Origin of the sequence: Pseudomonas sp. B14(2022), from assembly GCF_012030485.1 — a bacterium.
In the GTDB taxonomy this organism is placed as follows: Bacteria; Pseudomonadota; Gammaproteobacteria; order Pseudomonadales; family Pseudomonadaceae; genus Aquipseudomonas.
In genome coordinates, this window is record NZ_JAAUVM010000001.1 from 462,043 (window position 1) to 476,439 (window position 14,397).

Below are 14,397 nucleotides of genomic sequence, written 5' to 3' on the forward strand. Positions count from 1 at the left end.
GCCGACTGGGATTTGATCCCCCGCATTCGAGCGATGTCCTTACTGGCGGGGCCGCTGAGCGTCAAGCGGCCTACGTTCAGTTCGCGGAGGGCGTGTCCTACGTCGTCGTCTGCCGAATCGGCAATACCACGCGAAACGTCGTCCCCTTGCCCAGCTCACTGCTGACAGAGATATCGCCATGGTGTTTCTTGACGATGCCGTAGGAGAGTGACAGCCCCAACCCCGTGCCTTCGCCCACCGGCTTGGTGGTGAAAAACGGGTCGAAGATTTTCTGTATCGCCTCGGGGGCAATCCCGCAGCCGTTGTCCGCCACTTCCAGCCACACGTTCTCGCCTTCCACACCGTTGCTGAGGGTGATGATGCCGCGTTCCGGCCCCATGGCCTGCGCCGCATTGATCATCAGGTTCATCACCACCTGGTTGAGCTGCGAGGCCAGGCATTCGATCTCTGGCAGCGGCGCGTAGTGCTTGACCACATCGGCCTTGTACTTGAGTTCGCTGGCAACGATGTTCAGTGTCGAATCGATGCCTTGTTGCAGGTTTGCAAATTGCCAGGTCTGGTCGTTGTCCACCCGCGAAAAGTTTTTCAGGTCCTTGACGATCTGCGCCACGCGACCGATGCCTTCCTTGGACTCGTGGATCAATATCGGAATGTCGTCCTGTAGAAAGTCCAGTTCCAGGCGGGTGCGCAATGCCTTGAGCTGCGCGTGCTGTTCACCCGTGGCGAGGGTTTCTTCGGCCTGCTGGTAAGCCTCCAGCATCTGTTGCAACTGGTTGAAGTAGCCGTCGAGCGTGCTGAGGTTGGACGAGATAAAGCCTACCGGGTTGTTGATCTCATGGGCCACGCCCGCGGCGAGCTGCCCCAGCGAGGCGAGTTTTTCCGACTGCACCAGTTGGCTTTCCAGGTGCTTGCGCTCTTCGATTTCCTGCTGCAGCGCTTGCGTGCGTTGTTCCACCTGCCGTTCCAGCTGGCTGGTTTGCAGGGTGGCGCGACGGGCCATGTCCCATTTATTGCTCAGGGTGTTGGCCATCTGCTGGACTTCGATGTTGTCGAACGGCTTTTTCAGGATCAGCAAGCGATCATGACCGTGCAGGCGATCCAGCAGGTCTTCCCAGGAATAGTCCGAGTACGCGGTGCACACCACCACTTGCAGGTCGGGGGCGACTTTCCAGAGTTCTTCTATGGTCTTCGCACCGTCCCAGCCTTGGGGCATACGCATGTCGACAAACGCTAGGGCATAGGGCTTTTGTTGCGCCATGGCGGTGATGAGCAACTGCAGGCCTTCTTCGCCGCCGTAGGCCGAGTGCAGATCGAACACCTGGGCCTGGGCTTTGGCTGTATCGCCGAAGAGTGCCGACTCCATGTCGTCCAGCACCTGGTTGGATTCAACGGCAGGCATCAGGATCTTGCGGAAATCGTCGTGAATCGACGGCGTGTCATCAATCAGCAGGATGCGCCGGTTGGGAGGCTGGTTCATACGGGGCTTCCGGCAGGAGTGAGGGGGATTGTCAGGGTGAATATCGCACCTTGGCCCGGCCCGTCGCTATGGGCGGTGAGCCGTCCATTCATTTCCACGGCGGCCAGTGCGCAGCTGTGCAGGCCGAAGCCGTGGCCTTCCTTGCGGGTGGTAAAACCGTGGGTGAAGATGCGCGTCATATTTTCTGCGGGTATACCTTCGCCCTCGTCCTTCACGCTGATCTGCAGAGTGTCTTCATCCAGCTGCTGGACCGTCAGGGTCATCTGCCGTGGCCGGTCGGTGAGGTTGGACATGGCGTACTTGGCGTTGCTGATCAGGTTGACCATGATCAGCAGCAAGCGATGTTTGTCGCCGAGGACTTCCGGAACCTGCCCGTAGTGCTTGACCACCGTGACATTGTGCCGGCTCAGTGCCCCCGCGTTCATGCGCAGGGCGTCTTCCATCAAGGTGCTGATCTGCACCGGCTCCTTCAGTGAGGCTGCACCCGCATAGGATTGTTGGGTGGAGACGATGTCCTTGATGTGGTCCACGCTTTTGCTCAACTGCGCCAGTTCCTCGATCAGGCCTTGTTGCTCGACGGCAATGGCGTCCACCAATTGGTTCAAGTAGCCGGGCAGCAGTTTGCCCTTTTCATCCTCGGTGATAAAGGTGCCCAGGTCGGCCTGGCGCTCATTGATCAACTGCATGGCTTTGCCCAGGCCCATCGCCTTGCTGCTGCGCAGTTTGCGGGTGACCAGGTCGGCGGAGATGTTCACGCTGTTAAGCACATTGCCGACATTGTGCAGCACGTTGGTGGCGATCTCTGCCATGCCGGCCTGGCGCGCGCTGTCCATCAGCTCGGTTTGGGCATTCTTGAGCTGTTGGGTGCGCCGCTCCACGCGCTGTTCCAGGGTTTCGTTCACCGCCTGCAAGGCGCGATTGACGCGGTTGATCTCGGCGAAACTGCGCAGCAAGCGAATCGTCAGGTACAGCAACAAGGCCACCAGCAGGGTCGAGAACACCAGCAGGTAGCGGTGGTATTGCTGTTCGACAAGGTCAAGGGCCTGTTGGTCCTGGTTGAGGTGGTTGGTCAGGTCATCCAGGCGTTCGGCAACCGGGATGGCGGCGATCTCTTCGAGCAAAGTGTTCACCACCGGCTGCTCGCGCAGGATCAGTTCGATGTGATTGCTCAGGATCTCCACCGGGGCGCGGAACTCGCTGGGCAGCAGTTCCTTGTTGACTGCCAGCTTGCCCAGGCCGACGAGGATGTCGGCGGCGCGCTCTTGGGTGGTGACCAGGGCGAATTCCAGGCTGCTGAGCAGCAAGTCGTAGGTGTCGGTGGCCACGCTTTGCAGTTGCGGTTTTGTATCGTCGTTCACCTGGTTGAACTGCGCCTGGATATCGTCTTCGGCGGTCGGCAGGAAGGCCAGGGAGTTGCGCAACACGGCATTGTGGGATTTGAACTGGTCGATGCGCCGGGCCTTTTCCTGGATGGCCGCTTGATAAGCCTGCCGGCTGGCTTGCCAGGCGGGCAGGTCTTGCGCGCTGTGGTACGAGTCGTGCGCTTCCAGCTCGGCCCACAGCCGCGTCATTTCTGTCAGAGGCGCCACCAGGGGGTCGTAATTGTGGGTGATGGCGATCCTGGCCTTGAGCACTTCGCTGTCCCACTGGGCGTTGAGTTGTTGCAGCTGCCGGATCAGGTCCCGGGAGTGGGTGTAGGAAGACGACTGGTCGCTGGACGACTTGACGTACAGGAAGATCAGCGTCGAGGCCAGCAACAGGGTGATGAACCCCAAGGCCAACTGGCTGGCGCGGCGGCGATAGAGGGTCATGACAATCTGCTCATAAAGGCTTGCCCAACCATTCGCCGGTCAGGGTCTTGAGAAACTGGATAATCAGGTCTTTATCCTCTTGTGAGGGGTTGCGTCCCAGTTGGTACTTGAACATGACGTCAACCGCTTCTTCCAGGGTCCTGGCCGAGGCATCGTGAAAATACGGCGCCGTGACCGCGACGTTGCGCAGGCTGGGCACCTTGAACACGTGGCGGTCTTCTTCATCCTTGGTCAGCAGGTAGCGCCCCAGGTCCGACTCGACGGGGTTGCCGCGTGCCTTGAAGTAGTCGCCCATCACGCCGAACTTCTGGAACATGTTGCCGCCGATGTTGATGCCCTGGTGACAGGCGATGCAGCCGTAATCCTTGAAGCGCTGGTAACCGTACTTTTCCTGGATCGTGAGGATTTCCGTGTTGCCCAGCAGGTACTGGTCAAACCGTGAGTTGGGCGTCAGCAGCGTGCGTTCATAGGTGGCCAGGGCATTTTGCACATTGGCCGCGGTGATGCCATCGGGGTAGGTCTGTTTGAACGCTGCCTGGTAGGCGGGCAGGGCGGTCAGGTTCTGCACCACGGTTTTCCAGTCGCTGCCCATTTCCACCGGGCTGATGACCACCTGCTCGACCTGCGCTTCCAGGGTATCCACCCGGCCATTCCAGAACTGTTTGAAGTTCAGGCTGGCGTTGAATACCGAAGGCGTATTGATTTCCACGGGCTTGCCGTCGAAACCCAGGGAGAAGGGTTTCGTGTCGGCGCCCCCGGATTCGAGGTGATGGCAGCTGGCACAGGACAGTGTGTTGTTGACCGACAAGCGCGGCTCATTGAACAGTTGGCGCCCCAGCTCGACCTTGGCCGGGTCGAGTGGCGGCACCGGCGGCATGGGTTTGAGCGCTTCGTCGAGCGGCGCGGCCGTCACGGTCATCCCCAGGCACAGCCCCAACGAGAGGGTGAGGCCGAAACGGTAGGTTGAAACGTCGCTCAAGCGAGCACTCCTTGCAGGCATAGGGCTATTGGTCGGGCATCAGTGTGGGGCTGCCCACCTGCAGTAACTGGGCGAAATCCTTCGCAGGTACGGCCTTGCTGAACAGAAAACCCTGGCCTTCTTCGCAGTGCTGGGCTCTCAGGAAGTTCAGCTGTTCGACGGTCTCCACCCCTTCGGCGATAATGTTCAGCTCCAGGCTTTTGCCCATGCCGATGATAGCGCTGATCAGCTGCGCGTCCTGGCTATTTTCGTGCAGCCCGCGCACGAATGATTGGTCGATCTTCAGCACATTGATGGGAAAGCGTCGCAGGTAGCTGAGGCTGGAGTAGCCGGTGCCGAAATCATCCAGGGCCAGGCGCACGCCCATGGCCTTGATCCGGTTCAGGATATCGACCGTATCGTCGACATTCTGCATCAGTACGCTTTCGGTGATTTCCAGCTCCAGCTGGTTGGGCGGCAGGCCGGTCTGCTTGAGGATGGCGGCCAGGTTGTCGACAAACTCGCGCTGGCGGAAGTCGATGGCCGAGATGTTCACCGAGATGCGCAGCGGCGCCAGGCCCATGGTGCGCCAGGCCTGTGCCTGTTCGCAGGCGTGGCGCAGCACCCACTGGGTCAAGGGGACGATCAGCCCGCTGTCTTCGGCCACCGGAATGAAGTCGGCCGGGTGGACCCAGCCCGAGCGCGGTTGAAACCAGCGGATCAGCGCCTCTGCGCCGAGGATCCGTCCGGTTTTCAGGTCCAGCTTGGGCTGGTAGTGCAGCGCAAACTCATCGTGTTCCAGGGCCTGGCGGATCGCGCTTTCCAGGTTCTGTTGATGCTGGGCGCGCAGGTTCATGTCTTCGGTGTAGAAACTCAGATCGTCCGGGCCACGCTCCTTGGTGGTGTGCATGGCGGTTTCGGCGTGCTTGATCAGCTCCACCGCAGTGCTGCTGTCATTCGGATAGAGGCTGATGCCCAGGCTGGCGGTGACGCTCAGGTCGTGCCCCGCGACATGGCGGGTGACGCTGATGGCCTTGAGTACCTTCTGGGCGATGTGCTGGGTTTGCTGGGGATGCTGGACATCATTGAGCAGGATCACAAACTCGTCCGAGCCATAGCGAAACACCGAGTCCGACGCCCGAACGGCCGCCACCAGGCTTTGGCTGACCTGCTGGAGCACCTCATCTCCCACCGGATAACCCAGGGCGTTGTTGATGCGCTTGAAGCGGTCGAGCCCGATAAACATCACCGCCAGTTGCGTGTCATGGCGTCGGCCCAGGGCAATGGCCTGGGTCAGGCGGTCGCCCAGCAACGTGCTGTTGGGCAACTCCGTGAGCGCGTCGTATTGCAGCAGGTGCGAGACTTTCAGCAACTCCTGCACGCGGTCCTCAATCGTGCGTTCGAGCCCGATCACCTTAAGGGCGGCATCCTGGGCGAGCTGCCATTTCCAGGTCAGGGCGCTGGCCATCTGGCGGATTTCCAGGTGGTCGAAGGGCTTCTTCAGGATCAGCAACTGGTCGTTGTACTTCAATCGCGCTTCGATCGCTTCAAACGAATAGTCGGAATAGGCGGTGCACAGGGCGATCTGCAGGTTGGGATCGACGTTCCACAACTGCTCGATGGTTTCCAGGCCGTCCCAGCCAGGCGGCATGCGCATGTCGATGAACGCCATGGCATAGGGCGCATTGGCTGCCAGGGCCCGATTCACCAGATCCAGGGCTTCCTGGCCCTGGTAGGCGGAGTCCAGCACAAACGCCTGGCGCACAACCGTCGTGGTGCCGAACAGGGTTTGCTCAAGGGTGTCCAGGGAAGCCTCGCCGTCTGTGTCGGCGCAGAGGATCTTGCGAAAGTCCTGGTGGATGGATGTGGTGTCATCGACGATCAGAATTCGCCGATTGGCCCGTCCTGAGTCCGGGGTCATGACGCACTCCATAGCTGCAAGCGACTCGACGACATAACGATTCCTTCCCTGATTGCAAAGATGAGTGAGACGCCCACTTAAGGTGACAGCATAGTCGAGCTCCCTTGATATCGACGGCCAGTTGGCGTCAAATCAGTGCAGGCTTTTGCATGTATACACACCGCGTCGACCGGCTTTGCCCTTCCAGAGACGGAGGCGGCATGGCACAAGTGTATAAATCGGCTCAATTTTGTTTAATTTGAAGGCGCAGTCAGCATGGATGAACAACTCGCTAAACAGCCCACTATTTTGCTGGTCGACGACGAAGAGTCGATCCTCAACAGCCTGCGTCGGCTGCTGCGTGGCCAGCCTTTCGATGTGGTGCTGGCCGGCAGCGGTGCCCAAGCCCTGGAAATAATGGCGGCCCAGCCCATCGACCTGATCATGAGCGATGCGCGTATGCCTGGCATGGACGGCGCGCAATTGCTGGCCGAAGTCCATCGGTTGTACCCCGGCACCTGCCGTATCCTGTTGACCGGTTACGCCGATCTGCCGACGATCATCAAGGCGATCAACGAAGGGCAGATCCACCGCTATATCGGCAAGCCCTGGAACGACGACGAACTCAAGCTGATCCTCCTGCAGACCCTGGATCATCAGCGCCTGGAGCGCTTGACCCTGGAGCAGAACGAACAGCTCAAGGTGCTCAACGCCACACTCGAAAAACGGGTGGCGGCGCGCACGTCCGAGTTGCAGCAAACCGCCGACATGCTCGACCTTGCCTATGACGAGCTAAAGCGCAGCTACGTGACCGGCACTGAAGTGTTTTCGTTGTTGGCCAACCTACGCCTGCCCAAGAACAAACAGACCAATCGTCCGCTGATCGAACTGGTGCGCGTGTACTGCGCCGCCCAGTACATGGACGAAGCCAGTTCGCGCGACCTGGCCATGGCCGCCGCGTTGTACAACATCGGCAAGCTGAGCTGGAGCGACAGCATGTTGATCGAGCCAGCCGACAAGCTGCACAGCACCGATCGCGAGCGCTACCGTGGCTATCCGGCCCAGAGCGAATCGCTGCTGATGACCCTGGAGCCGATGAAGGATGCCGCGCGGATCATTCGTCATCACCAGGAGCGCTGGGACGGCAGCGGTTTTCCCGACCACCTCAAGGGCGATGCGATTCCGTTTGGTTCGCGCCTGCTGAAACTGGCGGTGGACTTCATCGAGTTGCAGAAGGGGTTGATCCTTGAGCGGCAGATGAACAGCGATGAGGCATTGTTGTACATCCGCAAATATGCCGGGCGCCTCTACGATCCGGAGCTGGTCGAGGACTTCATCCTGGCCTGCGCCGCGTTTCTCAGTGATGTGACCCTGGGCGACCCCACCGTCAAGGTGCTCACCACCCGTGAGCTGGAAGAAGGCATGGTCCTGGCGCGCAACCTCAACGCCGATAACGGCATGTTGCTGCTCAATGCCGGCAAGGTGTTGAACCTGCCGTTGGTGGACAAGCTGATTGCGTTTGAGGCGATGGAAGGCGCCAAGTACAGCGTGTTTATCAAGGAGCCGGACGAGACCGACGCGGTGCTTCATTAATTTTCATTTTTTGAGTTCAAGGTTTTCAGTTCATGCCTAGCACTATCCGTATCGCCGCTGCCCTGCTGATCGGCAGCGATGGCCACACCCTGCTGGTACGCAAGCGCGGCACCCAGGCCTTTATGCAACCCGGTGGCAAGATCGACGCCGGTGAGCAGCCCGCCGAGGCCCTGGCCCGCGAGCTGTACGAAGAGCTGAACCTGCGCATCAAGCCCGGTGACGCGGTCTACCTCGGTCACTTCTCGGCCCCCGCAGCCAACGAACCGGGATTCACCGTGGACGCTGAATTGTTCCAGGTGCAGATCGATGGTCCGGTCAGCCCGGCCGCTGAAATCGAAGAGGTGCGCTGGATCGATCCTGCCGGTGATGGTGGCCTGGTTCTGGCGCCCTTGACCCGTGACCTGATCCTGCCGTTTTACCGTGCGTCACTGACCACGCCGGCCTGACGCGAATGAGCGTCCGTGCGCTGGGGGCCAACGATGCCGAAGCTTATCGGGCGTTGATGCTGGAAGCTTACGGCGCCTATCCCCAGGCGTTCACTTCCAGTGTGGCCGAGCGTGCAGCCATGCCGTTGAGCTGGTGGGAAAAGCGCCTGGAGAGTCCGCTGGATCGCTTGCTCGGCGCGTACGTCGACGGGGAACTGGCCGGCATCGTCGGCCTGGCCTTCGAGCCTCGCGAGAAGGCGCGGCACAAGGTGACCCTGTTCGGCATGTACGTGAACGCGGCTTACCAGCACAAAGGCTTGGGTCGGCGCTTGGTCGAGGCCGCGCTGGATGAAGCGCGCCGACATCCGCGTCTGAAAGTGATCCAGCTGACCGTCACTGCCGGCAACGATGCAGCGTTTGCACTGTACCGACGCTGCGGGTTTATCCAGTACGGCCTGGAACCGTTGGCGGTGCGGGTGGGCGTGGACTACTTCGACAAAATCTACATGTGGCGCGAGCTCACGGCTCACTGAGTTCCAGATGTGTTGTTTCAGCGTACCGCGCTCACGCCATCCAGCGTTGAAAACGACGTGTCCTTGGCCGTCAGCAAAAAGTCGCGCATGTACGGCGCATCCAGCATGTCCGCACGAATCCCCGCGTACAACGTCGCAAACAGCCCTTTCTCGCCCAAACGCTTGGCCTTCACGTAGCCGCGCGAGCTGTATTCATGCAGCGCCCAATGGGGCATGCCGCACACGCCGCGGCCGCTGGCGACCAGTTGCATCATCATCACCGTGAGTTCCGAGGTGCGCACCTGGGCCGGTTCCACATCGGCCGGTTCCAGGAAGCGGGTGAAGATGTCCAGGCGATCGCGCTCCACCGGGTAGGTGATCAGGGTTTCGGTCAGCAGGTCTTCGGGCACGATGTACGCCTTGTTCGCCAGCGCGTGCTGGTTGGCCACGGCGAGCATGGCTTCGTAGGTGAACAGCGGCACATAGGTGATGCCCGGCAGCTCCAGCGGGTCGGAGGTCACCACCAGGTCCAGGTCGCCACGGGCCAGGGCCGGCAGCGGGGCGAACGCAAAGCCCGACGCCAGGTCCAGCTCGACTTCCGGCCAGGCATCGCGGAATTGGTCGATGGTCGGCATCAGCCACTGGAAACAACTGTGGCACTCGATCGCCATGTGCAAGCGCCCGGCGGTGCCACCGGCCAAGCGTGCGATGTCGCGCTCGGCGCCGCGCAGCAGGGGCAGGGTGGCGTCGGCCAATTGCAGCAGGCGCAGACCCGCGCTGGTGAAGCGTACCGGCTTGGTTTTGCGCACGAACAGCGGCATGCCCAAGCGTTCTTCCAGCTCCTTGAACTGGTGGGACAGCGCCGACTGCGTCAGGTGCAGGCGCTCGGCGGCCTCCACCAGGCTGTCGGCTTCGCGCAAGGCGTGCAGGGTCTTGAGGTGGCGGATCTCGAGCACGGGCTCTCCATGAAGACAATTTGTGACGAAGCGGGATGGCGTGAGTTTGTCTCATGTTGCAACCCGTGTCGACCAGGACCGCCGGGCACTCTTCATCAAACTGTCATGGAAGTGTGGCAGCGCGCTTGAACAAACTTCATCAGACTCGCGCTCTACTGGGGTTCTGCGTTTCGGTGTTTTTCATGCGCGTGTTGCTTTTACTGGCCGCTCTACTGTTCGGCCTGCCGTCTTTTGCGGCTTCTCGATGTGATGTCAATGTCCCGACCCAAACGGTCGACCTGGCTCAGGTGAGCATCGCCTACCAGAGTATCGGCCGTGCGTCCGACCCTGCCTTGCTGCTGGTGATGGGGTTGGGCGGGCAACTGATCCACTGGCCCGACGAAGTCGTCGTCGCCCTGTGCCAGCAGGGTTTCCGAGTGATCCGCTATGACAACCGCGATGTCGGCCTGTCGACCTGGCGCCAGGCGCCGGTAAACGCCAACCTGACCTTTGAGGTACTGCGCTACAAGCTCGGCCTGCCGGTGGCGGCACCCTACACGCTGACGGATATGGCCGACGACGCCCTGGGCTTGATGGACGCCTTGCAGATCCAGCAGTTTCACGTACTGGGCGCAAGCATGGGCGGCATGATCGCCCAGCACCTGGCGGCGATGGCGCCGCAGCGCGTGGAAAGCCTGACCCTGATCATGACCAGCTCCGGTGCCGAAGGCTTGCCGGCACCGAATGCGGCGCTGGTGCAGTTGTTGTCGCGACGCAGTGCGCCGAATCGTGAAGTGGCGCTGGAGCAGCAGGCCGATTTGCTCGCGGCGCTGGGCAGCCCGAACGTGAAGGATGATCGCCAGGCGTTGCTGCACCAGGCGGCGTTGTCTTACGACCGCGCCTTCAACCCGGACGGCGTGAAGCGCCAGATCATGGCGATCCTCGCCGAACCGAGCCGCGTGCCGTTGCTCAACCAACTGCGTGTACCGACGCTGGTGGTCCACGGCACCGCCGATCCGTTGCTGCCGGTGATGCACGGCGTGCACCTGGCGGCGCATATCCAGGGCAGCCAGTTGAAGTTGATTCCCGGCATGGCCCATCGTTTCCAGGAAGCGTTCAAGGCGCCGCTGCTGACAGCGGTGTTGCCGTACCTGCAGGCTCATCGCGAAGATGCCGCACATTGGGCACAGATCGATCCGGTCGCGCCTTCGAAGCTGCTGTGACATTGGTGTATCGTGCACCCTTTACGGCGTATTGAAGCCTGCGAGGTTGCCTACCATGAGTACTCCCCTGAAAATCGATTTCGTCAGCGACGTGTCCTGCCCCTGGTGCATCATCGGCCTGCGCGGCCTGACCGAAGCCCTCGACCAGCTCGGTGCCGAGGTGCAGGCCGAGATCCATTTCCAGCCGTTCGAACTGAACCCGAACATGCCCGCCATCGGTCAGAACATCGTCGAACACATCACCGAGAAATACGGCTCCAGCGCCGAAGAATCCCAGGCCAACCGTGCGCGCATCCGTGACATGGGCGCCGAGCTCGGTTTTGCCTTTCGCACCGATGGCCAAAGCCGCATCTACAACACCTTCGACGCACACCGCCTGTTGCATTGGGCCGGGCTCGAAGGCTTGCAGTACAACCTCAAGGAAGCGTTGTTCAAAGCCTACTTCACCGATGGCCAGGACCCTTCCGATCACGCCACCCTGGCGATCATCGCTGAAAGCGTCGGCCTGGATATAAAGCGCGCCGCCGAGATTCTCGCCTCCGATGAATACGCCGCCGAAGTCCGCGAGCAAGAGCAGTTGTGGACTTCCCGTGGGGTGACGTCGGTGCCGACCATCGTGTTCAACGACCAGTACGCCGTGAGCGGTGGCCAGCCGGCGGAAGCCTTTGTCGGCGCGATTCGCCAGATCATCAGCGAAGCCAAAAACCAAGGCTGACTGAGATCCAATGTGGGAGGGGGCGAGCCCCCTCCCACATTTATTTCTCACTGACCTTGAGGTAAGCGCTGGCCCGCCCCTTGCATTGACCCCCTAAAGCCATAGGGGAACATGACCTTGAACATTCTTGACCTCGACCACAGCCTCACCGGTCAGGCACCGATTGCCCGACGTTTGGCCAGTGGCCGTGCCACGCGTATCGACCTGCTGGACCTGGGCCCGAAGCTGCGCCTGTGGTCTACCGAAAAAACCTGGAAGCGCTTCGCCGAACGCCTGGCCCTGCGGCCCCGGCCCACGGATGCGCGCCCGGAAATCCTGTTCGTCGGCTCCGGCGATTATCACCACCTGACCCCGGCGTTCCTGGCCGACCTGAAAGAACCCATCAGCCTGATCCACTTCGACAACCACCCCGACTGGGTGCGCTTTGCGCCCAAGCGCCACTGTGGCTCGTGGGTCAACCGCGCGCTGAACATGCCGGCGATCAAGCGCATCGTCACCCTCGGCCCGTGCAGCGATGATCTGCATAACCCGCAGTTGCGTGGCGGTAACCTCGCCGCCCTCAAGCGTGGGCAGTTGCAGTTGTTTCCTTGGCAGCATCCGCCGTCGAAAGTCTGGGGCCGGGTCGGCGATGGCGCCGGCCACCAGCAACGGGAAAACCACCTGCACTGGCGCAACCTGGCCGAGTTGGACTGGGCGGCGTTTCTCGAACAGATGATCAGCAGCCTGCCCACCGAAGCGATCTGGATCACCCTCGACAAAGACGTGCTCGCCAGCGAAGACGCCGCCACCAACTGGGACCAGGGTGGCATGCGCCTGACCCACCTGCTGCAAGCCCTGCGGGCGCTGGCAGCGCGTAAGCGCATCATCGGCATCGACGTGTGCGGCGAGTTCGCCACGCCGGCCTTCAGCAATGCGTTCAAGCGTTGGGAAGCCAAGTCCGACCAGCCGCCACCGGAGCGCTGGAGCCCGGAGGATTTGCAGCGCAACGCCGCCACCAATGAAGCCCTGATCGACCTGTTTGAGGAGCTGTTCCCGTGACCCTGACCGTGGTGTTGCTGGTGGCCTTTTCCATCGTGCTCGATGTGATCGGCCAACTGTGTTTCAAGCTCGGCCTGGACCGTTTGCCGGAGCTGGAGGGCAACTTTCGCCTGAATGCGTTCTGGGGCCAGGTATTCAATGCGCCGCTGCTGTGGGCGGGGATCGGTGCTTATGTGATTGAGTTTTTCGTGTGGCTCGAAGCGCTGTCTCGTGCGCCGTTGAGCCTGTTGTTCCCGGCCGCGGCGCTGGCCTATTGCGGCGTGGTGCTGGCGGGCAAAGTGGTACTGGGCGAAGTCGTCAGCCGCCGCCGTTGGTTGGGCACGCTGGTGATTACCTTGGGTGTGATGCTGGTAGCGATTGCAGGGAGTCAGGCATGAGTACGCAAACGATCCACACCGGTTGGTTACATGGGCGCCTGGGCACGGTGGTGCTATGGGCCTTGCTGATCTGCACCGAGAGTGCCGGGCAGCTGTTTACCAAGGTTGCCGGCGACCAGTTGGGGCAGATGGATTTCAACTGGCAGTGGTTGTCCGAGGTGGCGCGCAATCCGGGGATCCTGGCGGCGATTGCCTGCTATATCGGCGCGTTTTTCGTGTGGATGCTGATCCTGCGGCGCAGCAGCCTGTCCCTGGCGTTTCCCCTGAGTTCGCTGGTGTTTGTGGTGGTGTTGCTGGGTTCGTGGCTGGGGCTGGGGGAACATATCAGCCCGCTGCATTGGGCGGGGGTGGCGGTGATTATTGGCGGTATAGCGCTGCTGGCCGAAGGCGAGGAAAACTGAAATACGCACCCATGTGTGAGGGGGCTTGCTCCCGATAGCGGTAGATCAGTCCAGTATGCATTGGCTGACCCTGCGCTATCGGGAGCAAGCCCCCTCCCACATTTCGTCCGAAGTGATCAATCGAACGTGTAGCTGATCGCCGTCTGTACCTGGCCCTGGTTCACGTCCCCGGTTTCCTTGACGATGCTGCTGTTGGCCGCCGAACCCACCAGGTGCACCCAGCTGGCGCTGGTCAGCAGTGACCAGTTGGGCGCCAGCGGGAACTGGAAACTCTGGCTCAGCGTGATGTTCTGGAAACCGCCGCTGGCGTTATAGGCCTTGAAACCTGTGGCTGCCGCCTCGTTATCGTCTACCCCGAAAAACGTCTGGGTCTGGCGCGCATCGGCAAAGTGCGCCACCAGGCCGCTGCTGCCGATAATCCCACCGCCCAGCGGGTAGCCCAGTTCGCCGCCTACCTTGCCGAGCGCGCCGCTTTGCGAATGACCGCCTCCAACCGCCTGGCCCAGTTGGGCATAGACCCGCCAGAAGTCGGCCGGTGCGTATTGGATGAAACCGCCGATCTCGGCCATGTCCGACACATTGCGCAGCCCCTGCAGTGAGCCATTGGAGGTGCGCCCCTGCAGGTAATTGATGTAAGGGCCGGCGCTGAAGCCGTGGGTGTTCAGCGCGCTCCAGGTCAAACCGTCATCGGTGCCCAGGCTGACGTTGCCCCAGTCCAGGTCGAGATAGGGCACCGGCCGAGTTTCATAGCGGCTGCCGGTGGGGTCGTGGGGTTGGTAGCTGATGCCAGCACCGACGTCACCGCTGATGCTATTCGCCAATGCGGTGTTGGAGACACTCCACAGTCCGAGTAAACCGGCGAATGCCGCGCATGTGATCCTCAACATGGTCACAGTTCCTTGATTGAATACGCCCGCATGAACGCGCAAACCGCCGCGCCTGCGCAAGCACTCATCTTGTTTGTAGCAAGCTACAAAAATTGTAGCTCCTGCGACACATATCCCCGCGCGCGCCCAGCCCCGCCGGGCTTCA

14 protein-coding genes are annotated in these 14,397 nt (G+C 61.3%); 8 read left to right on the forward strand and 6 right to left on the reverse strand.

Annotated features, from left to right (window positions below; all coding sequences use genetic code 11):
• Positions 1 to 97: 97 nt before the first annotated feature.
• From HCF10_RS02190 to HCF10_RS02205, 4 genes are read right to left on the reverse strand one after another with little or no spacing between them, the layout of a single operon-like run.
• Entirely contained in the window at positions 98 to 1,477 is a 1,380-nt protein-coding gene (locus tag HCF10_RS02190; protein WP_167654801.1) for an ATP-binding protein, read from the reverse strand.
• Positions 1,474 to 3,288: a DAHL domain-containing protein gene (locus tag HCF10_RS02195; protein WP_167654802.1), complete on the reverse strand. Its 1,815-nt coding sequence runs from the start codon at positions 3,286 to 3,288 to the stop codon at positions 1,474 to 1,476. The genes HCF10_RS02190 and HCF10_RS02195 overlap by 4 nt, the downstream gene beginning before the upstream one ends.
• Positions 3,289 to 3,298: 10 nt before the next feature.
• A complete protein-coding gene (locus tag HCF10_RS02200; protein WP_131697401.1) occupies positions 3,299 to 4,267 on the reverse strand; it encodes a cytochrome-c peroxidase in 969 nt (322 codons plus the stop codon).
• Between the two features lie 25 nt (positions 4,268 to 4,292).
• The gene (locus tag HCF10_RS02205) at positions 4,293 to 6,167 is read right to left on the reverse strand and encodes a putative bifunctional diguanylate cyclase/phosphodiesterase (RefSeq protein ID WP_167654803.1); all 1,875 of its coding nucleotides are present in this window, start codon (positions 6,165 to 6,167) and stop codon (positions 4,293 to 4,295) included.
• A 255-nt stretch (positions 6,168 to 6,422) separates the two neighbouring features.
• Here HCF10_RS02205 and HCF10_RS02210 point away from each other — a divergent pair, with 255 nt between their 5' ends.
• The 3 genes from HCF10_RS02210 to HCF10_RS02220 are packed head-to-tail and all read left to right on the forward strand — an operon-like array spanning position 6,423 to position 8,697.
• On the forward strand, positions 6,423 to 7,739 hold the full coding sequence (locus tag HCF10_RS02210) for an HD domain-containing phosphohydrolase (protein ID WP_167654804.1): 1,317 nt from the start codon (positions 6,423 to 6,425) through the stop codon (positions 7,737 to 7,739).
• 32 nt (positions 7,740 to 7,771) lie between these two features.
• A complete protein-coding gene (locus HCF10_RS02215) occupies positions 7,772 to 8,185 on the forward strand; it encodes an NUDIX hydrolase (protein ID WP_145335158.1) in 414 nt (137 codons plus the stop codon).
• A 5-nt stretch (positions 8,186 to 8,190) separates the two neighbouring features.
• Positions 8,191 to 8,697, forward strand: coding sequence for a GNAT family N-acetyltransferase (locus tag HCF10_RS02220; RefSeq protein ID WP_167654805.1), 507 nt, complete (start codon positions 8,191 to 8,193; stop codon positions 8,695 to 8,697).
• 17 nt (positions 8,698 to 8,714) lie between these two features.
• On the opposite strand, the gene metR is transcribed toward HCF10_RS02220, so the two are convergent.
• Positions 8,715 to 9,632: a transcriptional regulator MetR gene (gene metR / locus HCF10_RS02225; protein WP_053133526.1), complete on the reverse strand. Its 918-nt coding sequence runs from the start codon at positions 9,630 to 9,632 to the stop codon at positions 8,715 to 8,717.
• A gap of 182 nt (positions 9,633 to 9,814) precedes the next feature.
• On the opposite strand from metR, the gene HCF10_RS02230 reads away from it, so the two are divergent.
• From HCF10_RS02230 to HCF10_RS02250, 5 genes are all read left to right on the forward strand, one after another.
• Positions 9,815 to 10,834, forward strand: a complete 1,020-nt coding sequence (locus tag HCF10_RS02230) for an alpha/beta fold hydrolase (RefSeq protein WP_167654806.1) — start codon at positions 9,815 to 9,817, stop codon at positions 10,832 to 10,834.
• Positions 10,835 to 10,889: 55 nt separating this feature from the next.
• On the forward strand, positions 10,890 to 11,549 hold the full coding sequence (locus tag HCF10_RS02235; protein WP_131697395.1) for a DsbA family oxidoreductase: 660 nt from the start codon (positions 10,890 to 10,892) through the stop codon (positions 11,547 to 11,549).
• Positions 11,550 to 11,666: 117 nt separating this feature from the next.
• A complete protein-coding gene (locus HCF10_RS02240) occupies positions 11,667 to 12,587 on the forward strand; it encodes an arginase (RefSeq protein WP_131697394.1) in 921 nt (306 codons plus the stop codon).
• Complete coding sequence (locus HCF10_RS02245; protein ID WP_131697393.1) at positions 12,584 to 12,964, forward strand: transporter; 381 nt, start codon at positions 12,584 to 12,586, stop codon at positions 12,962 to 12,964. Before HCF10_RS02240 ends, HCF10_RS02245 begins: the two co-directional genes overlap by 4 nt.
• Positions 12,961 to 13,365: an EamA family transporter gene (locus tag HCF10_RS02250; RefSeq protein ID WP_131697392.1), complete on the forward strand. Its 405-nt coding sequence runs from the start codon at positions 12,961 to 12,963 to the stop codon at positions 13,363 to 13,365. The genes HCF10_RS02245 and HCF10_RS02250 overlap by 4 nt, the downstream gene beginning before the upstream one ends.
• A gap of 116 nt (positions 13,366 to 13,481) precedes the next feature.
• Here the strand turns inward: HCF10_RS02250 and HCF10_RS02255 are convergent, their stop codons facing one another.
• A complete protein-coding gene (locus tag HCF10_RS02255; protein ID WP_167654807.1) occupies positions 13,482 to 14,252 on the reverse strand; it encodes a MipA/OmpV family protein in 771 nt (256 codons plus the stop codon).
• Positions 14,253 to 14,397: the final 145 nt, after the last annotated feature.

What these genes read in the sequence shown, in the direction of transcription:
- HCF10_RS02190 (WP_167654801.1), bottom strand. Translation starts at nt 1,477, where the DNA reads ATGAACCAGCCTCCCAACCGGCGCATCCTGCTGATTGATGACACGCCG.
- HCF10_RS02195 (WP_167654802.1), bottom strand. Translation starts at nt 3,288, where the DNA reads ATGACCCTCTATCGCCGCCGCGCCAGCCAGTTGGCCTTGGGGTTCATC.
- HCF10_RS02205 (WP_167654803.1), bottom strand. Translation starts at nt 6,167, where the DNA reads ATGACCCCGGACTCAGGACGGGCCAATCGGCGAATTCTGATCGTCGAT.
- HCF10_RS02210 (WP_167654804.1), top strand. Translation starts at nt 6,423, where the DNA reads ATGGATGAACAACTCGCTAAACAGCCCACTATTTTGCTGGTCGACGAC.
- HCF10_RS02215 (WP_145335158.1), top strand. Translation starts at nt 7,772, where the DNA reads ATGCCTAGCACTATCCGTATCGCCGCTGCCCTGCTGATCGGCAGCGAT.
- HCF10_RS02220 (WP_167654805.1), top strand. Translation starts at nt 8,191, where the DNA reads ATGAGCGTCCGTGCGCTGGGGGCCAACGATGCCGAAGCTTATCGGGCG.
- HCF10_RS02230 (WP_167654806.1), top strand. Translation starts at nt 9,815, where the DNA reads ATGCGCGTGTTGCTTTTACTGGCCGCTCTACTGTTCGGCCTGCCGTCT.
- HCF10_RS02235 (WP_131697395.1), top strand. Translation starts at nt 10,890, where the DNA reads ATGAGTACTCCCCTGAAAATCGATTTCGTCAGCGACGTGTCCTGCCCC.
- HCF10_RS02250 (WP_131697392.1), top strand. Translation starts at nt 12,961, where the DNA reads ATGAGTACGCAAACGATCCACACCGGTTGGTTACATGGGCGCCTGGGC.
- HCF10_RS02255 (WP_167654807.1), bottom strand. Translation starts at nt 14,252, where the DNA reads ATGTTGAGGATCACATGCGCGGCATTCGCCGGTTTACTCGGACTGTGG.